This window comes from Pseudothauera nasutitermitis, assembly GCF_004801295.1.
GTDB classification, from domain to species: Bacteria; Pseudomonadota; Gammaproteobacteria; order Burkholderiales; family Rhodocyclaceae; genus Pseudothauera; species Pseudothauera nasutitermitis.
Window position 1 is genome coordinate 380076 of the sequence record NZ_SSOC01000001.1, and the last position, 21057, is coordinate 401132.

General features: G+C 68.3%; 21 protein-coding genes and 2 tRNA genes. 15 read left to right on the top strand and 8 right to left on the bottom strand.

Features of this window, described 5'->3' with window-relative positions; translation table 11 throughout:
- Positions 1–113 precede the first annotated feature (113 nt).
- Both E6C76_RS01810 and E6C76_RS01815 read left to right on the top strand, forming a co-directional pair.
- Complete coding sequence (locus tag E6C76_RS01810; protein WP_136346553.1) at positions 114–1385, top strand: sensor histidine kinase; 1272 nt, start codon at positions 114–116, stop codon at positions 1383–1385.
- Positions 1382–1951, top strand: a complete 570-nt coding sequence (locus E6C76_RS01815; protein ID WP_136346554.1) for a response regulator transcription factor — start codon at positions 1382–1384, stop codon at positions 1949–1951. The genes E6C76_RS01810 and E6C76_RS01815 overlap by 4 nt, the downstream gene beginning before the upstream one ends.
- 61 nt (positions 1952–2012) lie before the next feature.
- Here E6C76_RS01815 and E6C76_RS01820 read toward each other — a convergent pair.
- From E6C76_RS01820 to E6C76_RS01830, 3 genes are all read right to left on the bottom strand, one after another.
- Positions 2013–2088: transfer RNA gene (locus E6C76_RS01820), tRNA-Asn, on the bottom strand.
- Between the two features lie 52 nt (positions 2089–2140).
- Positions 2141–2216, bottom strand: a tRNA-Asn gene (locus E6C76_RS01825).
- A gap of 84 nt (positions 2217–2300) precedes the next feature.
- Positions 2301–3509 (bottom strand): amino acid aminotransferase, encoded by a 1209-nt coding sequence (locus E6C76_RS01830; RefSeq protein ID WP_136346555.1) that lies wholly within the window; start codon positions 3507–3509, stop codon positions 2301–2303.
- A gap of 142 nt (positions 3510–3651) precedes the next feature.
- On the opposite strand from E6C76_RS01830, the gene uvrB reads away from it, so the two are divergent.
- Both uvrB and E6C76_RS01840 read left to right on the top strand, forming a co-directional pair.
- Entirely contained in the window at positions 3652–5715 is a 2064-nt protein-coding gene (gene uvrB / locus E6C76_RS01835; protein WP_136346556.1) for an excinuclease ABC subunit UvrB, read from the top strand.
- Positions 5716–5756: 41 nt separating this feature from the next.
- Positions 5757–6227 (top strand): low molecular weight protein-tyrosine-phosphatase, encoded by a 471-nt coding sequence (locus E6C76_RS01840; protein WP_136346557.1) that lies wholly within the window; start codon positions 5757–5759, stop codon positions 6225–6227.
- A gap of 27 nt (positions 6228–6254) precedes the next feature.
- Here E6C76_RS01840 and E6C76_RS01845 read toward each other — a convergent pair whose 3' ends face one another.
- The 3 genes from E6C76_RS01845 to E6C76_RS01855 all read right to left on the bottom strand — a co-directional run bounded on the left by E6C76_RS01845 (position 6255) and on the right by E6C76_RS01855 (position 11096).
- Positions 6255–7382, bottom strand: a complete 1128-nt coding sequence (locus tag E6C76_RS01845; protein ID WP_230976128.1) for a PA0069 family radical SAM protein — start codon at positions 7380–7382, stop codon at positions 6255–6257.
- A gap of 82 nt (positions 7383–7464) precedes the next feature.
- Positions 7465–7896 carry a GFA family protein gene (locus E6C76_RS01850; protein WP_136346559.1) on the bottom strand — a complete coding sequence of 144 codons (432 nt, stop codon included), beginning with the start codon at positions 7894–7896 and terminating at the stop codon, positions 7465–7467.
- 203 nt (positions 7897–8099) lie between these two features.
- Positions 8100–11096 carry a ribonuclease E/G gene (locus E6C76_RS01855; RefSeq protein WP_136346560.1) on the bottom strand — a complete coding sequence of 999 codons (2997 nt, stop codon included), beginning with the start codon at positions 11094–11096 and terminating at the stop codon, positions 8100–8102.
- 408 nt (positions 11097–11504) lie between these two features.
- On the opposite strand from E6C76_RS01855, the gene E6C76_RS01860 reads away from it, so the two are divergent.
- Genes E6C76_RS01860 through E6C76_RS01870 form a run of 3 tightly spaced genes read left to right on the top strand, consistent with a single transcriptional unit; the run spans position 11505 to position 13472 of the window.
- Positions 11505–12464 (top strand): RluA family pseudouridine synthase, encoded by a 960-nt coding sequence (locus E6C76_RS01860; protein WP_136346561.1) that lies wholly within the window; start codon positions 11505–11507, stop codon positions 12462–12464.
- A complete protein-coding gene (locus E6C76_RS01865) occupies positions 12457–13143 on the top strand; it encodes an HAD-IA family hydrolase (protein ID WP_136346562.1) in 687 nt (228 codons plus the stop codon). The genes E6C76_RS01860 and E6C76_RS01865 overlap by 8 nt, the downstream gene beginning before the upstream one ends.
- Positions 13122–13472 carry a Rieske (2Fe-2S) protein gene (locus E6C76_RS01870; protein ID WP_136346563.1) on the top strand — a complete coding sequence of 117 codons (351 nt, stop codon included), beginning with the start codon at positions 13122–13124 and terminating at the stop codon, positions 13470–13472. The genes E6C76_RS01865 and E6C76_RS01870 overlap by 22 nt, the downstream gene beginning before the upstream one ends.
- Here E6C76_RS01870 and E6C76_RS01875 read toward each other — a convergent pair whose 3' ends face one another.
- Positions 13473–14189 (bottom strand): SAM-dependent methyltransferase, encoded by a 717-nt coding sequence (locus E6C76_RS01875; RefSeq protein ID WP_136346564.1) that lies wholly within the window; start codon positions 14187–14189, stop codon positions 13473–13475.
- Positions 14186–14761, bottom strand: coding sequence for a Maf family protein (locus tag E6C76_RS01880; RefSeq protein ID WP_136346565.1), 576 nt, complete (start codon positions 14759–14761; stop codon positions 14186–14188). Before E6C76_RS01880 ends, E6C76_RS01875 begins: the two co-directional genes overlap by 4 nt.
- A gap of 91 nt (positions 14762–14852) precedes the next feature.
- On the opposite strand from E6C76_RS01880, the gene E6C76_RS01885 reads away from it, so the two are divergent.
- The 8 genes from E6C76_RS01885 (at position 14853) to fabF (ending at position 21050) form a co-directional block, all read left to right on the top strand.
- Complete coding sequence (locus E6C76_RS01885; RefSeq protein WP_136346566.1) at positions 14853–15365, top strand: YceD family protein; 513 nt, start codon at positions 14853–14855, stop codon at positions 15363–15365.
- Positions 15366–15394: 29 nt separating this feature from the next.
- Complete coding sequence (gene rpmF, locus E6C76_RS01890; RefSeq protein WP_136346567.1) at positions 15395–15574, top strand: 50S ribosomal protein L32; 180 nt, start codon at positions 15395–15397, stop codon at positions 15572–15574.
- A gap of 92 nt (positions 15575–15666) precedes the next feature.
- Positions 15667–16680, top strand: a complete 1014-nt coding sequence (plsX, locus tag E6C76_RS01895; protein WP_136346568.1) for a phosphate acyltransferase PlsX — start codon at positions 15667–15669, stop codon at positions 16678–16680.
- Positions 16677–17642, top strand: a complete 966-nt coding sequence (locus E6C76_RS01900) for a beta-ketoacyl-ACP synthase III (protein WP_136346569.1) — start codon at positions 16677–16679, stop codon at positions 17640–17642. Before plsX ends, E6C76_RS01900 begins: the two co-directional genes overlap by 4 nt.
- 57 nt (positions 17643–17699) lie before the next feature.
- Positions 17700–18632 (top strand): ACP S-malonyltransferase, encoded by a 933-nt coding sequence (fabD, locus tag E6C76_RS01905; protein ID WP_136346570.1) that lies wholly within the window; start codon positions 17700–17702, stop codon positions 18630–18632.
- A 4-nt stretch (positions 18633–18636) separates the two neighbouring features.
- Complete coding sequence (gene fabG, locus E6C76_RS01910; protein WP_136346571.1) at positions 18637–19392, top strand: 3-oxoacyl-ACP reductase FabG; 756 nt, start codon at positions 18637–18639, stop codon at positions 19390–19392.
- 92 nt (positions 19393–19484) lie between these two features.
- Positions 19485–19724: an acyl carrier protein gene (gene acpP / locus E6C76_RS01915; RefSeq protein WP_136346572.1), complete on the top strand. Its 240-nt coding sequence runs from the start codon at positions 19485–19487 to the stop codon at positions 19722–19724.
- Positions 19725–19811: 87 nt separating this feature from the next.
- The gene (gene fabF / locus E6C76_RS01920; protein WP_136346573.1) at positions 19812–21050 is read left to right on the top strand and encodes a beta-ketoacyl-ACP synthase II; all 1239 of its coding nucleotides are present in this window, start codon (positions 19812–19814) and stop codon (positions 21048–21050) included.
- Positions 21051–21057 lie beyond the last annotated feature (7 nt).

The following is a 21057-nucleotide window of genomic DNA, read 5'->3' on the forward strand; positions in this document are numbered from 1 at the left end:
TCGCACTCGCACTGTAGGGGAGGCGCAGCCGGACTCACCTTGATTTAGGACAAAAACGAAAATTTCTTTGGAATGCGCGCCATGCTGTCCCGCGCGCGTGATAATCCCGGCTCATGAAAACCTTCCCGGACACGGAAAGCACCGCGCAGCCGCTGGGGCGCGTGCAGTTCGCGCGGCTGGTGCAGCTGCGCTGGCTGTCGGTCGGCTGCATGGCGCTCGCGGCATTCGCGCTGCCGCCGCTGCTGGGGATCGAACTGCCGCAGGCGCATCTGTTGGCGGTTGCGCTGGTACTGGCCGCGGCGAATCTGTTCAGCATCGCCTGGGCGGCGTATCGTCCGGCCCATGGCGCGCCGGTCCTGTTCGGCCAGCTCGCGGCCGACCTGGCCGGCTGGAGCGTCTTCCTGTATTTCAGCGGCGGCGCCACCAATCCGCTGATCTCCCTGCTGCTGCCGCTGGTGGCCATCGGCGCGGCCATCCTGCCGGCCGCCCTGGGCTGGCTGCTGGCGGCACTGGCGGTGGCGGCCTATTCGCTGCTGTGGCACCTCAACCGGCCGGTGGCCTTCCACAACCATGCGGACGCGATGCACTGGCATCTGGCCGGCATGGGGTTCACCTTCGCCCTGTCCACCGTCGTGGTGGTGTGGTTCGTGGCGCGCGCAACCGCCGCGCTGCGCCGGCGCGAACGCGAACTCGCGGCGGCGCGCGAGGCGCGCGCGCGCGACGAACGCATCGTCGCCCTGGGCAATCTGGCGGCAAGCGCCGCGCACAAACTGGGCACGCCGCTGGGCACCCTGCGCATCCTGATCGACGAGCTCGAGCGCAGCCAGCCCGCGGGCGCGCCGGCGCGGGAAGATCTGGCGCTGATGCGCGAACAGGTGGAGCACTGCAAGCAGATTCTGGGCGGGCTCACCGCCGACGCCGGTGCGCTGCGCGCCGAGGGCGGTGCGGCGATGCCGGCGGAGGACTGGGTGGGCGGGGTCGTGCGGCGCTGGCAGGCCCTGCGTCCGCACGTGACCGCGCGCCTGCACTGCGATGGCGATCTGGCCCATACCCGGATCGTGGCCGATGCCACGCTGGGCGAAGCCCTGCACACGCTGATCGACAATGCCGCCAATGCGGATCCGCAGGCGGTGGAGATCGACGCGCGCCTGCGCGCGGGCGTGCTGCAGATCGAAGTGAAGGACCGCGGCCCCGGCATTCCACCGCCCTTGCTGGCGACGCTGGGCCACGCCCCGGTGGCGCCCGGCGCGGACGGCCTGGGCATCGGCCTGTTTCTCGCCCGCGCGACGCTGGCGCGGCTGGGCGGCGACCTGGCACTGGGCGCGCGCGAGGGCGGTGGTACGATCGCGCGGCTGACTGTTCCGCTGGAAAGCATCCGCGCATGAACGCATCCCATGCCGCCGAGCCCCATCCCGGCGCATCCCATCCCCATCTGCTCGTGGTCGATGACGATCCGGTGTTCAACCGCGTACTGTCGCGCGCGCTGGCGCAGCGCGGCTTCACGGTGTTCAGCGCGCACAACCAGGAGCAGGCCCTGTTGCTGGCCGACGCGCAGGAGCCGGAATTCGTCGTGCTGGATCTGAACCTGGACGGCGAGTCCGGGCTGAAACTCATTGCGCCGCTGCTGGGCATCAACCCCAATGCACGCATCCTGGTGCTGACCGGCTATGCCAGCATCGCCACCGCGGTCAACGCGGTCAAGCTCGGCGCGGTGCAGTACCTCGCCAAGCCGGCCGACGTGGAAACCCTGATCAAGGCCCTGCAGGCGGACGAACTGGCGATCGACGATGCAATCGGCAGCCAGCCGCTATCGGTGGATCAGGTGGAGTGGGAGCACATCCAGCGCGTGCTGGCGGAGCACGATGGCAACATCTCGGCCACCGCGCGGGCGCTCAAGATGCACCGGCGCACGCTGCAGCGCAAGTTGGCCCGTCCGCCGGGACTGCCCTGATCTTTTCCAGGAAGCGGGGCCAAAGAAAAAGCCAACCCGGAAGGATTGGCTTTTTCTTTTCTGGCTCCCCGACCTGGGCTCGAACCAGGGACCTACGGATTAACAGTCCGGCGCTCTACCGACTGAGCTATCGGGGAATAAACGAATTGTGTGCTGCATGTTCCCTGGCGGGCCACGGAACGGAATTCCTGGCTCCTCGACCTGGGCTCGAACCAGGGACCTACGGATTAACAGTCCGGCGCTCTACCGACTGAGCTATCGAGGAACAGAGCCGCGCATTCTAGGTGGCGAACGGCGGTTCGTCAATAAACCGGCGGCAATTTTTCGCCTGCCGCCGGGGTGGCGGAGATCAACCCTTGGTGACCGCGGCGATGGCCTGGGCCACGTAGCCGATGTTCTTCGAGTTCAGCGCGGCCAGGCAGATGCGGCCGGTGGACACGGCGTAGATGCCGAACTCGGCGCGCAGGCGCTCCACCTGGGCGGCCGACAGGCCGGTGTAGGAGAACATGCCACGCTGCTTGGCGACGAAGGAGAAATCCTGCGTGGCGCCGGCGGCCTTCAGCTGATCCACCAGGCCGGTGCGCATGGCACGGATGCGGTCGCGCATGCCGGCCAGTTCGGTTTCCCATTCCTGGCGCAGTTCGGCGGAGTTGAGCACGGCCGCGACCACGGCGCCGCCGTGGATCGGCGGGTTGGAGTAGTTGGTGCGGATGACGCGCTTGACCTGCGACAGCACGCGGGCGGATTCGTCCTTGCCGGCGGTGACGATGGTCAGCGCGCCGACGCGCTCGCCGTACAGCGAGAAGCTCTTCGAGAACGAACTGGAGACGAAGAACTGCAGGCCGCTGGCCGAGAACGCGCGCACCGCCACGGCATCCGCGTCGATGCCGTCGGCGAAGCCCTGGTAGGCCATGTCGAGGAAGGGCACCAGGCCGCGCGCGCGGCAGGCGTCCACCACCTCGTTCCATTGGGCGTCGGAAAGGTCGGCGCCGGTGGGGTTGTGGCAGCAGGCGTGCAGCACGATGATGGAGCCGGCCGGGGCGGCTTCCAGGCTGGTCTTCATGCCGGTGAAGTTCACCCCGCGGGTGGCCGCGTCGTAGTAGGCGTAGGTATCCACCGGGAAGCCGGCGGATTCGAACAGCGCGCGGTGGTTTTCCCAGCTCGGGTCGGAGATGTACACCGTGGCGCCGGGCAGCAGGCGCTTCAGGTAGTCGGCGCCGACCTTCAGCGCACCGGTGCCGCCGAGGGCTTCGACGGTGACCACCTGGGCGTTGGCGATGAGGGCGGAATCCTTGCCGAACAGCAGGTTCTGCACCGCGCCGTTGTAGGCCGCCGGGCCTTCGATGGGCTGGTAGCCGCGCGGCGGCTGGGCTTCCAGGCGGGCCTTTTCGGCGGCGCGCACGGCGCCCAGCAGCGGAATCTTGCCGTTGTCGTCGTAGTACACGCCGACGCCGAGGTTGACCTTTTCGCTGCGGGTATCGGCGTTGAAGGCTTCGTTGAGACCGAGGATCGGGTCACGGGGCGCCATTTCGACGGCGGCGAAGATCGAGGCGGACATGTGGGCTCCAGTCGTTGGGGAAGGGCGCGCCGCGGGGCGGTCGGCAGGCCGTGCCGTGACGCGCGAAATGGTCAATAATCGACGTTTGGCGTGGCGTCCTGCGAGGCGCCGCGGCCACCCGAAACGAAGCGGAAATTCTAGCATGACGAGTCCTGCGGCCAGCGCGCGCGTGATCACTTACGAAGGCAGTCCGTTCCGCCTGCATCAGCCGTTTCCGCCCGCCGGCGATCAGCCCACGGCCATCGAGCAACTGGTGGAAGGCATCGGCGACGGGCTGATGTTCCAGACCCTGCTGGGGGTGACCGGCTCCGGCAAGACCTACACCATGGCCAATGTCATCGCGCGCTGCGGGCGCCCGGCGCTGGTGCTGGCGCCCAACAAGACGCTGGCCGCGCAGCTGTATTCGGAGTTCAAGGAGTTCCTGCCCGAGAACGCGGTGGAGTATTTCGTTTCCTACTACGACTACTATCAGCCCGAGGCCTACGTGCCCTCGCGCGATCTGTTCATCGAGAAGGATTCCAGCATCAACGAGCACATCGAGCAGATGCGCCTGTCGGCCACAAAGAGTCTGATGGAGCGCCGCGACGTGGTGATCGTGGCCACCGTGTCGTGCATCTACGGCATCGGCGACCCGGTGGACTACCACAGCATGGTGCTGCACCTGCGCGAGGGCGAGCGCATTGCCCACCGCGACCTGATCGCCCGCCTGGTGGCGATGCAGTACACCCGCTCGGACATGGATTTCCGCCGCGGCACCTTCCGCGTGCGCGGCGACGTGGTGGACGTGTTCCCCTCGGAAAACGCGGAACTCGCCGTGCGCATCGAGATGTTCGACGACGAGATCGAGCACCTCACCCTGTTCGACCCGCTCACCGGCCACCTCAAGCAGAAGATGGTGCGCTTCACCGTGTATCCGTCCAGCCACTACGTGACGCCGCGCGCCACGGTGCTGAAGGCCATCGAGGCGATCAAGGAGGAGCTGAACGAACGGGTGAAGTTCTTCCAGCGCGAGAACAAGCTGGTGGAGGCGCAGCGCATCGAGCAGCGCACCCGTTTCGACCTGGAGATGCTCAACGAGATGGGCTTCTGCAAGGGCATCGAGAACTACTCCCGCCACTTGTCCGGGCGCGGGCAGGGCGAGGCGCCGCCCACGCTGATCGACTATCTGCCGTCGGATGCGCTGCTGTTCGTGGACGAATCGCACGTCACCGTGCCGCAGGTCGGCGGCATGTACAAGGGCGACCGCTCGCGCAAGGACAACCTGGTGGAATACGGCTTCCGCCTGCCCTCGGCGCTGGACAACCGGCCGCTCAAGTTCGACGAGTTCGAGCGCCTGATGCCGCAGACCATCTTCGTCTCCGCCACGCCGGCGGCCTACGAGGAAGCGCACCAGGGCCAGGTGGTGGAGCAGGTGGTGCGCCCCACCGGGCTGATCGACCCGGTGGTGGCGGTGCGCCCGGCGATCACCCAGGTGGACGATCTGCTCGGCGAGATCCGCCGCCGCGTGGCGGCCGAGGAGCGCGTGCTGGTCACCGTGCTGACCAAGCGCATGGCCGAGGACCTCACCGACTACCTGGGCGAGAACGGCGTGCGCGTGCGCTACCTGCACTCGGACATCGACACCGTGGAGCGCGTGGAGATCATCCGCGACCTGCGCCTGGGCGAGTTCGACGTGCTGGTGGGCATCAACCTGCTGCGCGAGGGCCTGGACATCCCGGAGGTGTCGCTGGTGGCCATCCTGGACGCGGACAAGGAAGGCTTCCTGCGTTCCGTGCGTTCGCTGATCCAGACCATCGGCCGCGCCGCGCGCCACATCCACGGCACCGCCATCCTGTATGCCGACCGGATCACCGATTCGATGAAGGCGGCGATCGGCGAAACCGAGCGCCGCCGGCAGAAACAGATCGATTTCAACGCGGCCCACGGCATCGTGCCGAAGACGGTCACCAAGCGCATCAAGGACATCATCGACGGCGTCTACAGCACGGCGGAAGGCAATGCGCGCGATGCGCTGCGGGTGGCCGAGGACAGTGCCGATTACGAAGTCATGGATGAAAAAGGGCTGGCCAAGGCCATCAAGAAGCTGGAAAAGGCCATGCAGGAACACGCCCGCAACCTGGAATTCGAAAAAGCGGCGGCCGCGCGCGACGAGTTGTTCCGTCTGCGCCAGCGAGCCTTCGGCGCGGACCGCCACGACGAAGCGTGACCCGGAGACGGGCTCTGACAGAGAGGGAGGAAGCCGTACGCATGAAGCGCATCTTGTTCGTTTGCACCGGGAATATCTGCCGCTCGCCCACCGCCGAAGGCGTGGCGCGCGCCTTCATCGAGCGTGAGGGCCTGGGCGGCGAGGTGGAGGTGGATTCCGCCGGCCTGAGCGGCTATCACGTCGGCGAGGCGCCCGATCCGCGCAGCCGCAAGGCCGCGCTGAAGCGCGGCTACGATCTTGCCGGATTGAGCGCGCGTCGCCTGGAAGTGGTCGATTTCCAGCGTTTCGATGTGCTGCTGGCGATGGACCAGGAGCATCTCGAATCCATGCTGGAAATGTGCCCGCCGGTCTACCAGCCCAAGGTGGCGCTGTTTCTCGACTACGCGCACGGCACGCAAGGCGAGGAGGTGGCCGACCCCTACTACGGCGGGGACGCGGGCTTCGAGGCGGTGCTCGATCTGTGCGAGGCGGGTGTGCGCGGCATCCTGGAGAAGCTCGGCCTGCCGCGCTGAGGGCGCTGCCGGCGCGTTCGGTGCTGGCTACTCGTCGAACAGGCGCAACTGGCGCGCATCCGCCGCAGGCGGGCGGAAGCGCGTGGTGTCGAACACCGGCATGGCGCGTGCATGCAGGCCCAGGCGGGCGCAGGCGCGTTGCAGGCGCTGGCGGTAGAGATCGGCGAACACGCCTTGGCCGCGCATGCGGTGGCCGAAGCGCGCGTCGTTGAGGCGGCCGCCGCGTGTCTGCGCAATCAGGCTCAGCACGTGGCGCGCGCGTCCCGGGTAGTGGCGCACCAGCCAGTCGGCGAACAGTTCGCGCAGCTCGTGCGGCAGGCGCAGCAGCACGTAGCCGGCCGTGCGCGCACCATGCGCCTGCGCGGCTTCCAGCACGCTTTCCAGTTCATGGTCGTTGAGCGCCGGGATCAGCGGCGCGCACAGCACGCCCACCGGAATGCCGGCCCGCGCTAGCCGCGCCATCGCCGCCAGCCGGCGTGCCGGCCGCGCCGCGCGCGGCTCCATGCGGCGCGCCAGTTCGTCGTCCAGCGTGGTCACCGAGAACATCACCTGGGCCAGCCCGTCGCGCGCCAGATCGGCGAGCAGGTCCACATCGCGCTCGATCAGCGCGGACTTGGTGATGACGTGCACCGGATGGCGGGTGGCGGCGAGCACTTCGAGGATCTGCCGGGTGATGCCCAGGCGGCGCTCCACGGGCTGGTAGGCGTCGGTGTTCACGCCCAGCGCGATGGGCGCGCAGCGGTAGCCGGGGCGGGCCAGTTCGGCGCGCAGCAGGCGGGCGGCATCGGGCTTCCAGCTCAGCCGGGTCTCGAAATCCAGGCCCGGCGAGAGGCCCAGGTAGGCATGCGTGGGACGCGCGAAGCAGTAGCTGCAGCCGTGCTCGCAGCCCCGATAGGGGTTGATCGAGCGGTCGAAGGGAATGTCCGGCGAGTGGTTGTAGGACAGCACGCTACGCGCACGGTCGATTTCCAGCACGGTGGCCGGGTTGCAGCCGTCTTCGCCATCGTCGCAATCGGCGCCCGCGATGCCGTGCGCGGCCAGAGCCTCTTCCGCATCGTGGATGCGCGTCCAGGCCGCGTAGCGGCTGTCGGGCGACAGCGTGCTGCCGCGTCCGCGCGGTACTGGCGTGAAAGAGGCGGGGGGCGGTTCGGGCATGGCCATACTTTGAACTGTTCAAAAATACAGTTCAAAGTATGATCCGTAAGACACGCGGGCTCAAGAGCCGCCGGCGGGTGTTTCAGCCCTGCGTGCCGGGCGGAGCGTAGAGCGCGAACACTTCCGCGCCGGTGAGATCGCGCGTGGCATTGGCAAAGCGGTACCAGACGGGTTTGTCGTCGATGAAGATCTGGCTGTCGAACAGCCACGGCTGTCCGCCATCCACCAGTCCCACCGGCACGGCGTAATGGCTGCCGTCGCGCAGGCGGTAGAACAGGTGGGTGCCGCAGGTCTTGCAGAAACCGCGTTCCGCCCAGTCGGAGGAAGGATAGACGGCGAGCTGCGCTTCGCCTTCGATGCGCGGTGCACCCACGCATTCGAAGGCGAACATCGGCCCGCCCGACCATCTGCGGCAGATGCCGCAGTGGCAGGCGCCGACTTCATGGCTGGCCGCCGTGGCGGCGATGCGTACCGCGCCGCACAGGCAGCGGCCGTCGAGTTCGAAGGTATCCATGGGGCTCCTCCTGATGCGTGCCCGGTAGGCGAGGTGCCGGGCGGGAATGCAGATCCGGATTTCCTGGCAGGCCCTGGCAGCACCACTGCTGTGGGCGCGGATGTATGCAGTATAGGCGGTACCCCGGAGCGGGCCGAAAAGCGAACGGGCCGCCATGCCCGAGGACATGGCGGCCCGTTCGTGCGTCTGCACGCGGTAGTGGATCAATCCTTGCGGACGGTTTCCACCTGCTGCAGCGGTTCGTCAGGCAGCGGCTGCACCGGCTTCGGCCGGCGGCCCAGCGGCTGCTGAGCGGGCGGCTCGACCTGGCCGACGGTGTCGGCGAGCTTGTCGCGGCTGGTCTCGATCATCACCAGGCCGCTCTGCTCCAGGGGGTCGCCGAGGTCGATCGGCGCGGCCGGCGAGTGCGACGGCGCCACATCGGCCGCCACCGGTTCGGCGATCAGCACCGGCGCCGCTTCCACTGCGGCGGGCTGGACGATTTCCTCGGCAGGCGCGGGCTCGGCGGCAACGGCCAGCGCCACTTCGGCCACGGCGGGGGTTTCTTCCGCCGTACCGGCAGCCGCTTCCGCGACCACGGCTTCGGCCGTTTCCACGCCGTTCATCAGGGCGGGGGAGGCTTCCTCCGCCGTCACCGGCGCGGCGTCTTGCGCGGCGTCGCTGAGAGCCGGTTCGGCGGCCTCGTCCACGACCGGGGCCGGGACGTCGTCGATCGGCAGTTCGCCTTGTTGAGGCGCTTCCGTGCGAGCGGCCGGCTGGGCGGCTTCCTGCTCCGTGTCCGCTGCGGGCTGCGCGGCGTCCGCGAGGACCACCGGCAGCGGAGCCGGTGCGCTGTCCTCGGCCGGGGCGATGGTTTCCACCGCGCCGACCGGCACCGGTGCGGGGGCTTCGCTCTGCACGCCGCCTTCTTCCGCTGCTTCGCTGGCGCCTTCGGCGGCGATCACGTCGGTCGCGCCTTGCTCGCCATTGGCGCGACGGTCGCGGCGGCCGCGGCTGCGGCGGCGGCGCTTCTCGGTGCCGCCTTCCTCGCCGGCGGCCTGGGTGTCCGGCACGCTGTCGGCATTGCCTTCGATCGCTGCCGGCGCGACGAGCGCGGCGGTGGCGAGCTCGACGGCCGGCGTTTCGGCGGCCTTGTCGGTGGTGGCGGCTTCGGCGTTGTTGCGCGGACTGTTGCGGCCACGGCCGTTGCGGCCACGGCCGCCTTCGGCGCGCTCGGCCCGCTGCTCGGTGCGTTCAGGACGTTCGGTGCGCTCCGTCCGCTCGGCGCGTTGCGGCTTCTCGCGTTCCGCGGTCTGTTCGGTCTTGTCGGCGCGGCTGCGGCTGTTGCCGCCTTCCTCGCGTTCGCCGCGGGCGTTCTGGCCCTGGCCGTCACGCCGGTTGCGGCTGCCTTCGCGGCGCGTATCGCCGCGGCCGCGGCCACGGCTGTCGCGCTTCTGCGCGCCAGTGCCGGCGGCGGCAGGTTGCGCGGCCGGGGCGCTGGCCGGGCGTTCGCCGCGCAGCCAGCCCATGAGGCGGGCGAACAGGCCGCTGCCCTGGGGCTTGGCGGCCGGCGCGGCGGGTGCCGCCGGCTTGCTTTCGGCGATGGGGGCGGGTTGTTCGGGGGAGATGCCCTTGACTGCGGCTTCCGGGCGGGCCGGCTTGCCTTCGCCGTTCTTGGCCGGCAGGCGCAGGTCGGCTTCGGCCGGCTTGGCGGCCATCTGGTAGCTCGCCAGCGCGATGTCTTCCAGGTTGAGCTGGTCGTGGCGCAGGCGGATGATCTCGTGCTGCGGCGTTTCCAGGTGGCGGTTGGGCACGATGATGAGCTGGATCTTGTGGCGCATCTCGATGCGCGCGATGTCCACCCGCTTCTCGTTGAGCAGGAAGGTGCCCACGTCCACCGGCACCTGCAGGTGCACCGCGCCGGTGTTCTCCTTCATTGCTTCCTCTTCGAGGATGCGCAGGATGTGCAGCGCCGAGGATTCGGTGCTGCGGATATGGCCGGTGCCGTTGCAGCGCGGGCAGGGGATGTAGCTGGTCTCGGCGAGCGCCGGGCGCAGGCGCTGGCGCGACAGTTCGAGCAGGCCGAAGCGGCTGATCTTGCCGGTCTGCACGCGGGCGCGGTCGTGGCGCAGGGCGTCGCGCAGGCGGTTCTCCACCTCGCGCTGGTTCTTCTGCGACTCCATGTCGATGAAGTCGATGACGATCAGGCCGCCCAGGTCGCGCAGGCGCAGCTGGCGGGCGATCTCGTCGGCCGCTTCCAGGTTGGTGCGGAAGGCGGTTTCCTCGATGTCGGCGCCCTTGGTGGCGCGTCCGGAGTTCACGTCGATGGACACCAGCGCCTCGGTGTGGTCGATGACCACCGCGCCGCCGGAAGGCAGGTTGACCTGGCGGGAGTAGGCCGATTCGATCTGGTGTTCGATCTGGAAGCGCGAGAACAACGGCACGTCGTCGTTGTAGCGCTTCACGCGGTTGACGTTGTTGGGCATGACGTGGGCCATGAACTGGCGGGCCTGTTCATGCACGTCGTCGGTGTCGATGAGGATTTCGCCGATGTCCGGCTGGAAGTAGTCGCGGATGGCGCGGATCACCAGGCTGCCTTCCTGGTAGATCAGGAAGGCGCCGGTCTGCTCCTGCGCGGCGCCGTCGATGGCGCGCCACAGCTGCAGCAGGTAGTTGAGGTCCCACTGCAGTTCCTCGGCGCTGCGCCCGATGGCCGCGGTGCGCGCGATCAGGCTCATGCCGGCGGGCACTTCGAGCTGGTCCATGACTTCGCGCAGTTCGGCGCGCTCGTCACCCTCGACGCGGCGCGAAACACCGCCGCCGCGCGGGTTGTTGGGCATCAGCACCAGATAGCGGCCGGCCAGGGAAATGTAGGTGGTCAGCGCGGCGCCCTTGTTGCCGCGTTCGTCCTTCTCGACCTGGACGATGAGCTCCTGGCCTTCGCGCAGGGCTTCCTTGATGCTCGATTTGCCGTCTGCGCCGGGCTGATAGTAGGCGCGGGCGATTTCCTTGAACGGCAGGAAGCCGTGGCGCTCGGCGCCGTAATCGACGAAGGCGGCTTCGAGGCTGGGCTCGAGGCGGGTGATGACCGCCTTGTAGATGTTGCTCTTGCGTTGTTCCTTGGCGGCCGATTCGATATCGAGGTCGATCAGTTTCTGACCATCCACGATTGCGACGCGCAGTTCCTCGGCCTGCGTCGCATTGAAAAGCATGCGCTTCATTTTTGATCGTTCTCCCGCGAAGCATTCCACGGGCAGGACGAACGGCGCGCACCATCGCGCTTACGGGTTCAGGAGCGGTTGGGTAGGGCTTCTTTCATCCGTTGTTGTCTGGCTTTGATGGGTCGGCTGGTCGATGTCTCTTGTTCTCACGGGCGCAGCCGGTTCCGGCGCACCGCGCGGGAACCGTTGATTCCTGCGTGGAAGTGACGCGTCAAGGTCCAGCGGTCAGGCTGGAGTGTGTCGAAGATTGCGGTTTGCGTTACCATCGACGCCTTTTTTGGGCGGCGATGTCGCGCTTCGGTCGTCCGGGAGCTCACCTCTGGGGGCTCGTCGCCGTCCTGCCGTCCGCGCATTCGCAGCGGGGGAGTCGGCGCAACCGGACCGTACCGAGCGGCAAGTATATTCGGGATGACGATGCAAGGTAAAGCAATCGCGGTACGCCATGAACGGATCGACGAGGCGGCGGCCGGCCAGCGCATCGACAACTGGCTGATGCGCATCGCCAAGGGCGTGCCCAAGAGTCATGTGTACCGCATTCTGCGCGGGGGCGAGGTGCGCGTGAACGGGCGCCGGGTGCGCCAGACCTATCGCCTGCAAGAGGGCGACGAGGTGCGCATTCCGCCGATCCGCATCGCCGAGCGCGAGGTCGATACGCCCGCGCCGGCCGGCAAGCCGCTGCCGGTGGCCTGGGAGGACGATGCGCTGGTGGTCATCGACAAGCCGGCCGGCAAGGCCGTGCATGGCGGCAGCGGCGTCAGCCACGGGGTCATCGAGCAGTTGCGCAGCCAGCGCCCGCAGGCGCGCATGCTGGAGCTGGCGCACCGCCTGGACCGCGAGACCTCGGGCCTGCTGATCGTCGCCAAGAAGCGCTCCGCGCTCACCGCGCTGCACGACATGCTGCGTGCGGGCAGCATGGAAAAGCGCTATCTCGCGCTGGTGCCGGGGCGCTGGAGCAATCCGCTGCAACATATCAAGGCGCCGCTGTTCAAATATCTAACCGCCGACGGCGAGCGCCGCGTACGCGTCAGCGCCGAGGGCAAGCCGGCGCACAGCGTGGTGCGCCTGGTGCGGCGCTGGAAGCGCTTCTCGCTGGTCGAGGTGGAACTGAAGACCGGGCGTACGCACCAGATTCGTGTGCACCTTGCCCACCTGGGTTTTGCGCTGGCCGGCGACGACAAATATGGCGATTTCGCGCTCAACAAGGCGCTGGAGGGCGAAGGCCTGAAACGCATGTTCCTGCATGCCGCCAGCCTGCGTTTCCGCCATCCGTTGACGGGCGAGGAACTGGCGCTGCAATCGCCGCTGCCGGAAGACCTGCAGCGTTTCATCGATCATCTGGATGCCGAGGACGAACCCGAACATGGCTGAGCCTGCAGCGAACGCCGCGCAATCGGTGCGGGGTTTCGATCTGATCGTTTTCGACTGGGACGGCACGCTGCTCGATTCGGCGGCGGCGATCGTCTCGTCGATCCTTGCCGCCTGCCGCGATCTCGGCCTGCCGGAGCCACCGGAATCGCGCGCCCGCCACGTGATCGGCCTGGGGCTGGGCGATGCCCTGCGTCATGCGGTTCCCGAACTGGCAGAGCGCGATTATCCGCGCATGGTGGAGCGCTATCGTCACCATTACCTGTCGCGTGACCACGAACTCACCCTGTTCCCCGGCGCTTTCGCGATGATCGAGGCGCTTGCCGCGCGCGGGCGCATGCTCGCGGTGGCCACCGGCAAGAGCCGGGTGGGGCTCGACCGCGCACTCGATCATTCCGGGCTGGGGCCGTTCTTCCACGCCACGCGCTGCGCGGACGAGTGTTTTTCCAAGCCCCATCCGGCGATGCTGGAGCAGTTGATGGACGAACTGGGCGTACTGCGCGAGCGGGTGCTGATGGTGGGGGATACCACCCACGATCTGTTGATGGCGAAGAATGCCGGGGTGGCCGGGCTGGCGGTGAGCTTCGGTGCGCATCCGCGCGAGGTGCTGGAGGCCGAGGCGCCGCTGGCCTGCCTGGATACGCCGCAGGCGCTGTCCGCATGGCTGCACGCGAACGCCTGATCTGCGCCTCGGCCGATCTGGCCGACGGCGGTGGCGGGGTACGCTTCGAGGTCACCCGCTGGGGCGAGGCGCGCGCGGCGTTCGCGGTGCGCTACGGCGGCAAGGTGCACGCCTATCTGAACAGCTGTGCGCACGTACCGGTGGAGCTCGATCTGCTGCCCGGGCATTTTTTCGACCTCACCGGGCACTACCTGGTGTGCGCCGCGCATGGCGCACATTACCGCGCCGGCGACGGTTTCTGCGAGATGGGGCCGTGCAAGGGCAGGAGTCTGCGCGCGCTGGAGATCGTCGAGCGCGACGGACAGGTGTTCATCGTCGAAGAAGGCTGATCAGGCCAACAGCAGGAACAACGCTGGGCGGCGGGCCAGTTCCGGGCGCGGCGCGCGGCGCCATTCGGCGACCGGCTGGCTGCGCACCCATTCCTGCGCGGTGGTCAGTTCGCGGGCGATGCACAGCCGGGTTTCGGCGCGGCACACGCGCAGCAGCGCGTCCAGCATGCGTTCGTTGCGGTAGGGCGTCTCGATGAAGATCTGCGTGCGCTGCTGGCGGCGCGATTCCTCTTCCAGCGCGCGCAGGCGGGCGTCGCGCTCGGCGTCGCCCACCGGCAGGTAGCCGTGGAAGGCGAAACTCTGTCCGTTGAGGCCGGAAGCCATCAGCGCGAGCAGGATGGAAGAGGGGCCGACCAGCGGCACCACGCGGATGCCCAGCGCGTGCGCGCGCGCCACCAGGCGGGCGCCGGGGTCGGCCACCGCCGGGCAGCCGGCTTCCGACATCAGGCCGATGTCGTGCCCGGCCAGCGCCGGGGCGAGCAGGGCATCGAGCGCGGCGGGGCTTTCCTCGCGCGGCAGTTCGCGGATGTCGGTGTCGCGCAGGGCGCCGGGGTAGTCGAGCAGCTTCAGTTGGGCGCGCGCGGTCTTGGCGTTCTCGACGACGAAATGCTGCAGGCCAGCCGCCACCGTCTGGGCCTGCGCGGGCAGGAAGTGCTGCCAGGGTACGTCGCCCAGGCTGACCGGAACCAGATACAGCGTGCCGCGCGGCGTACTCACGGCAGCTCCACGCCTTCGGCGCGCAGCATGCGGGCGAGTTCGATCAGCGGCAGGCCGACCAGCGCGGTGGGGTCGTCGCCGGACAGGGCTTCGAGCAGGGTGATGCCCAGCCCCTCGGACTTGGCGCTGCCGGCGCAGTCGAGCGGGCGCTCCTTGTCCACATAGCGCACGATTTCCGCATCGGAGAGCGCGCGGAAGCGCACGGTGGTCGGCACCGCGCCCTGCTGCACGCGGCCATTGGCCGTATTGAGCAGGGCCAGCGCGGTATGGAAGACCACCGACTGGCCGCGCATGCGCTGCAACTGTGCAACGGCGCGCTCCACGGTACCGGGCTTGCCGAACACCTCATCGCCCAGGTGGGCGACCTGGTCGCTGCCGATCACCAGGGCGTCCGGGTGGCGCGCGGCGACCGCGCGGGCCTTGGCGAGCGCGAGGCGTTCGGCGGTGGCTGGCGGAGCCTCGCCCGGCAGCGCGGTTTCGTCGACCTCCGGCCGATCGGTCTCGAAAGGCAGGCCGAAGCGTTCGAGGAGCATGCGGCGGTAAGCCGAGGTGGAGGCGAGGACGATCTTCATCGGGAGGCGCGGAAAGGGGCCGCACGGGCGCTTGCACCGGTGCGATGCCATCTTTGACAGGGGAAGCCGAAAATAATATCATGCGCCCCTTATGTCGCAACAAGGCTCCGATCCGGTCAGGCTGGCCGATCCCATCCGTTTTGCGCGGGATGCCCGCGTGGTGCGCGGGAACGTGGCGGTGGCCGGTCTCGGGCGGCTCGCGGATCAACTCACCGACGGCACCGGCACGGTGGCGTGGGAAGTGGTCGGCGAGGTCGGCGAGGACCGCAAGGCGCGCCTGCTGCTGACGGCGTCCGGTGCGTTGCGCCTGCGCTGCCAGCGTTGCCTGGGCGCGCTGGAGTGGCCGCTGTCGCTGTCGACCACGCTGCTGCTGGTGCCGGTCGGGCAACCGATTCCGGAGGAAGAGCTGGAAGACGACGAGCAGGACGCCATCGAGGCCGTGGCCGACATGGACGTGGTGGCGCTGGTCGAGGAAGAGATTCTGCTCGCCCTGCCGATCGCCCCGCGACACGATGATTGTGAGGTTCCGCGCCCGGAAAGCGCGGACGAGAAGAAATCGCCCTTCGCGGCGCTGGCGGGTCTGAAGATCCCCACGCAGCGCTGATGGGCACGATATTGTCTTAGGAGCATTTCATGGCCGTTCAGCAAAACAAGAAGTCCCCGTCCAAGCGTGGCATGCACCGTGCGCACGACTTCCTGACCACCCCGCCGCTGGCCGTCGAAGCCACCACCGGCGAGGTGCACCTGCGTCACCACATCAGCCCGAACGGTTTCTACCGCGGCAAGAAGGTCGTCAAGGTCAAGGGCGAATAAGCCCCGTCCTCGGACTCAAGGCGGCGCAGCGCCCCGGGCGCATGCGCCGTTTTTTCGTTCTGATTCCCCGTTTCATTCCACGCGAGTAGCCGATGAGTGTCACCGTTGCGATCGACTGCATGGGTGGCGATCACGGTCCGTCCGTGACCGTTCCGGCCGCGCTGGCCTTTCTGCGCAGCCACGCCGCCGCCCGTATCGTCCTGGTCGGTCAGCCCGAGGTGCTCGGTCCGGCGCTGGGCAAGGCCGCCACCGAATTTGGCGAGCGCCTGCGCATCCATCCCGCCTCCCAGGTGGTGGGCATGGATGAATCGCCGACCATCGCCATGAAGAACAAGAAAGACTCGTCGATGCGGGTCGCCATCAACCTGGTGAAGGCGGGCGAGGCCCAGGCGGCGGTGTCCGCCGGCAACACCGGCGCGCTGATGGCGATCTCGCGCTTCGTGCTGAAGACCCTGCCGGGTATCGACCGTCCGGCCATCGCCACCGTGCTGCCGTCGAAGAACGAGCGTGTGTACATGCTCGATCTGGGCGCCAACGTCGATTGCACGGCCGAGCATCTGCTGCAGTTCGGCATCATGGGCGCGCAGCTGGTCGCCGCCGTGGAGCATGTCGAGCGTCCGCGCGTCGGCCTGCTCAACATCGGCGAAGAAGAGATCAAAGGCAACGAGGTGGTGCGCGAAGCCTTCGCGTTGCTGCGCGCCAGCGATCTGAATTTCTGTGGCAACGTGGAGAACATCTACGACGGTTCGGCCGACGTGGTGGTGTGCGACGGCTTCGTCGGCAACGTGGCGTTGAAGACCACCGAGGGCCTGGTGCAGATGCTCACCGCCTTCCTCAGGCAGGAATTCTCGCGCGGCGTCTTCACCAAGCTGATGGCGCTGGCCGCGTTGCCGGTGCTGAAGTCATTCAAGAAGCGCGTCGATCACCGGCGCTACAACGGCGCGGCCCTGCTCGGCCTGCGCGGTGTGGTGGTGAAGAGCCACGGCTCCGCCGATGCCTACGGCTTCGAACACGCCATCCATCGCGCCGCCGAGGCGGCGGCCAACCGGCTCATCGAGCGCATCAGCGACCGCATGGCGGCGATGGCACAAGGGGAGGCAGCATGATCTACGCACGCATCGCGGGTACCGGCAGCTATCTGCCCGGTGATCCGGTCAGCAATGATGATCTGGTCGCACGCGGGGTGGATACCTCGGACGAGTGGATCGTCGGGCGCACCGGCATCCGCAGCCGCCATCTGGCGCCGGCCGGCGTGAATGCCAGCGACCTGGCCCAGGTGGCCGCCGAGCGCGCCATCGAGGCGGCCGGCTGCATGGCGGACGACATCGATCTGCTCATCGTCGCCACGTCCACGCCGGATTACGTGTTCCCCAGCACTGCCGCGCTGCTGCAGGCCAAGCTGGGCATGCGCAGCGGCGGCGCGGCGTTCGACGTGCAGGCGGTGTGCAGCGGCTTCGTGTATGCGTTGAGCATTGCCGAGAAGTTCATCCGTTCGGGCAGCCACAAGCGCGCGCTGGTGGTCGGCGCCGAAGTGTTCTCGCGCATCCTCGACTGGTCGGATCGCGGCACCTGCGTGCTGTTCGGCGACGGCGCCGGCGCCGTGGTGCTGGAAGCCAGCCCCGCGCCGGGCATCCGTGCCAGCGCGCTGCATGCGGACGGCAGCCACCATGCCATCCTGTGCGTGCCGGGCAACGTGGCCGGCGGCGTGGTCACCGGCGATCCCTTTCTGCGCATGGACGGGCAGGCGGTGTTCAAGTTCGCCGTCAAGGTGCTCGGCGACGTGGCCCTCGAGGTGCTCGAACAGGCCGGCGCCGTGCCGGCCCAGATCGACTGGCTGATTCCCCACCAGGCCAACATCCGCATCATCCAGGCCACCGCGAAGCGGCTGGGGCTGTCGATGGAGCGTGTGATCACCACCGTCGATGTGCACGGCAATACCTCGGCGGCCTCGGTGCCGCTGGCGCTCGATCTGGCGGTGCGCGACGGCCGCATCCGCCCGGGCCACCGCATCGTCCTCGAGGGCGTGGGCGGCGGCTTCACCTGGGGCGCGGTGCTGCTCGATTTCTGATCCAACGCATTGTGAACGCGGCCGTGCCCGTGGCGCGGTCCACACGTGGGAGGCACGATGAGTTTTGCTCTGGTTTTCCCGGGACAGGGTTCCCAGTCCGTCGGCATGATGGCCGGCTACGGCGACAGCGCGGTGATCCGCGACACCTTCGCGGAGGCCTCCGAGGCGCTCGGCGAGGATCTGTGGCAGATGGTCGATGAAGGCCCGGCCGAGCGTCTGGCGCTCACCGTCAATACCCAGCCGCTGATGCTGACCGCCGGGGTGGCGGCCTGGCGCGCCTGGCAGGCCGCCGGCGGTCCGCTGCCGGCTGTGGTCGCCGGGCACAGCCTGGGCGAGTATTCCGCGCTGGTCGCCGCCGGCGCGCTGGCCTTCGCCGATGCCGTGCCACTGGTGCGCTTCCGCGCGCAGGCCATGCAGGAGGCGGTGCCGGCCGGCGAGGGCGCGATGGCCGCGCTGCTCGGCCTGGAGGCCGACGCGGTGCGCGAGGCCTGTGCCGAGGCCGCGCAGGGCGAGGTGGTGGAAGCCGCCAACCTGAACGCGCCGGGGCAGATCGTCATCGCCGGCGCCAAGGCGGCGGTGGAGCGCGCAGTGGAGGTCGCCAAGGCCAGGGGCGCCAAGCGCGCCGTGCTGCTGCCGGTGTCCGCGCCCTTCCATTGCGCGTTGATGAAGCCGGCCGCCGAACGCCTGGCCGAGCGCCTGGCCGGCGTGGCGATCGCGCAGCCCCGCATCGCGGTGCTCAACAACGTGGATGTGGCGGTGTACGACGAACCTGCGAAGATTCGCGACGCGCTGGTGCGCCAGGCCTTCTCGCCGGTGCGCTGGATCGAGAGCGTGCAGGAGATGGGCCGGCGCGGCCTGTCGCACGTCATCGAGTGCGGCCCGGGCAAGGTGCTGGCGGGCATGACCAAGCGCATCGCCAAGGAAGTCGAAGGCGGTTCGGCACACGATGCCGCCAGTCTGGAACAGGCCGTCGCGGCCGTGAAGGGGTAAGCGCATGAGCAATGTGTTCAGTCTGCAAGGGCAGGTCGCCCTGGTCACCGGCGCCTCACGCGGCATCGGCCGCGCGGTGCTGCTGGAACTCGGGCGCCTGGGCGCCACCGTGGTGGGCACCGCCACGTCGGCGGCGGGCGCCGCCGACATCGGCAAGGCCATCGCCGACGCCGGCCTGCAGGGCGCCGGGCTGGCGCTCGACGTCACCGATGCGGCGGCCTGCGAGGCCGTGGTGGGCGACATCGAAAAGCGCTTCGGCGCCGTGGGCGTGCTGGTGAACAATGCCGGCATCACCCGCGACAATCTCGCCATGCGCATGAAGGACGAGGAGTGGGACGCGGTCATCGATACCAACCTGAAGGCCGTGTTCCGCATGAGCCGCCTGGTGATGCGCGGCATGATGAAGGCGCGCAACGGGCGTATCGTGAACATCACTTCGGTGGTCGGCAGCGCCGGCAACCCGGGCCAGGCCAACTACGCCGCCGCCAAGGCCGGCGTGGCCGGCATGAGCCGCGCGCTGGCGCGCGAGCTGGGCAGCCGCAACATCACGGTGAACTGTGTGGCCCCCGGTTTCATCGATACGGACATGACCCGCGCCCTGCCGGACGCCGCGCGCGACGCGCTGCTCGGCAACATCGCGCTGGGTCGTCTGGGCAAGCCGGAAGAGATCGCTGGCGCGGTCGCCTTCCTGGTTTCGCCGGCGGCGGCCTACGTCACCGGCACGACGCTGCACGTCAATGGCGGTATGTACATGTCGTGAGCGCGGCTCGCGATAGCGGTTCCGGTGCTTTTTGGTAGAATACGCCGGCTTTTTTTTCTTATACCCCCATCTTTCAGGGAAGGAGTTTTTTCATGGAGAACATCGAACAGCGCGTCCGCAAGATCGTCGCTGAGCAACTTGGCGTGAACGAATCGGAGATCAAGAACGAGTCTTCGTTCGTGGACGATCTGGGCGCGGATTCGCTGGACACCGTGGAACTGGTCATGGCGCTGGAAGAAGAGTTCGAGTGCGAGATCCCGGACGAGGAAGCCGAGAAGATCACCACCGTCCAGCAGGCGATCGACTACGTCAACGCCCACCTCAAGCAGTAAGCATTCGCTTGTCTTCCAGCCGGGCCCCGCACGCGCGGGGTCCGGTGCTTTGCATTTCCTCCGCCTCGTTTCCTTACGGAGTCGCCTGTGTCGCGTCGTAGAGTCGTCGTTACCGGTCTGGGTGCCATCTCGCCGGTCGGCAATAGCGTTCCCGAAGCCTGGGAAAACCTGATTGCCGGGAAAAGCGGCATCGCCCCGATCACCCGTTTCGATGCCAGCGCCTTCCCGGTGCGCATCGCCGGCGAAGTCAAGGGCTTCGACGTTGCCGAATACCTCTCGCCCAAGGAGGCCCGCCGCATGGATGTGTTCATCCATTACGGCATGGCCGCCGGCATCCAGGCCATCCGCGATTCGGGCATCGAGGTCACCGAGGCCAACGCCGACCGCATCGGCGTGAACATCGGTTCGGGCATCGGCGGCCTGCCGATGATCGAGGAAACCCACGACGATTACCTGAACGGCGGTCCGCGCAAGATTTCGCCGTTCTTCATTCCCGGCACCATCATCAACATGATCTCGGGCAACCTGTCGATCATGTTCGGCCTGAAGGGCCCCAACATCGCCGTGGTCACCGCGTGTACCACCGGCCTGCACGCCATCGGCACCAGCGCGCGCATGATCGAGTACGGCGATGCCGACGTGATGGTGTGCGGCGGGGCGGAATCCACCGTCACCCACCTGGCCATCGGTGGCTTCTCCTCGGCCAAGGCGCTGTCCACCCGCAACGACGATCCGGCCACCGCCAGCCGTCCGTGGGACAAGGAACGCGACGGCTTCGTGCTGGGCGAGGGCGCCGGCGTGCTGGTGCTGGAGGAGTACGAGCACGCGGTCAAGCGCGGCGCGAAGATCTACGCCGAACTGGCCGGCTTCGGCATGAGCGGCGACGCCTATCACATGACCGCGCCGGATACCGACGGCCCGCGCCGCAGCATGGTCAATGCCATGAAGAACGCCGGCGTGAATGCGGACCAGGTGCACTACCTGAACGCCCACGGCACCTCCACGCCGCTGGGCGACAAGAACGAAACCGAGGCGATCAAGCTCGCCTTCGGCGCCGATGTGGCGAAGAAGCTGGTGGTCAACTCCACCAAGTCGATGACCGGCCACCTGCTGGGTGGCGCGGGCGGCCTGGAGTCGGTGTTCACCGTGCTCGCGGTGCACAACCAGATTTCCCCGCCGACCATCAATCTCTTCGAGCAGGATCCGGAGTGCGATCTGGATTACTGCGCCAACGTGGCGCGCGAAATGCGCATCGACGTCGCGCTGAAGAACAACTTCGGCTTCGGCGGCACCAACGGCACGCTGGTCTTCCGCCGGCTGAGCTGACGGGCGG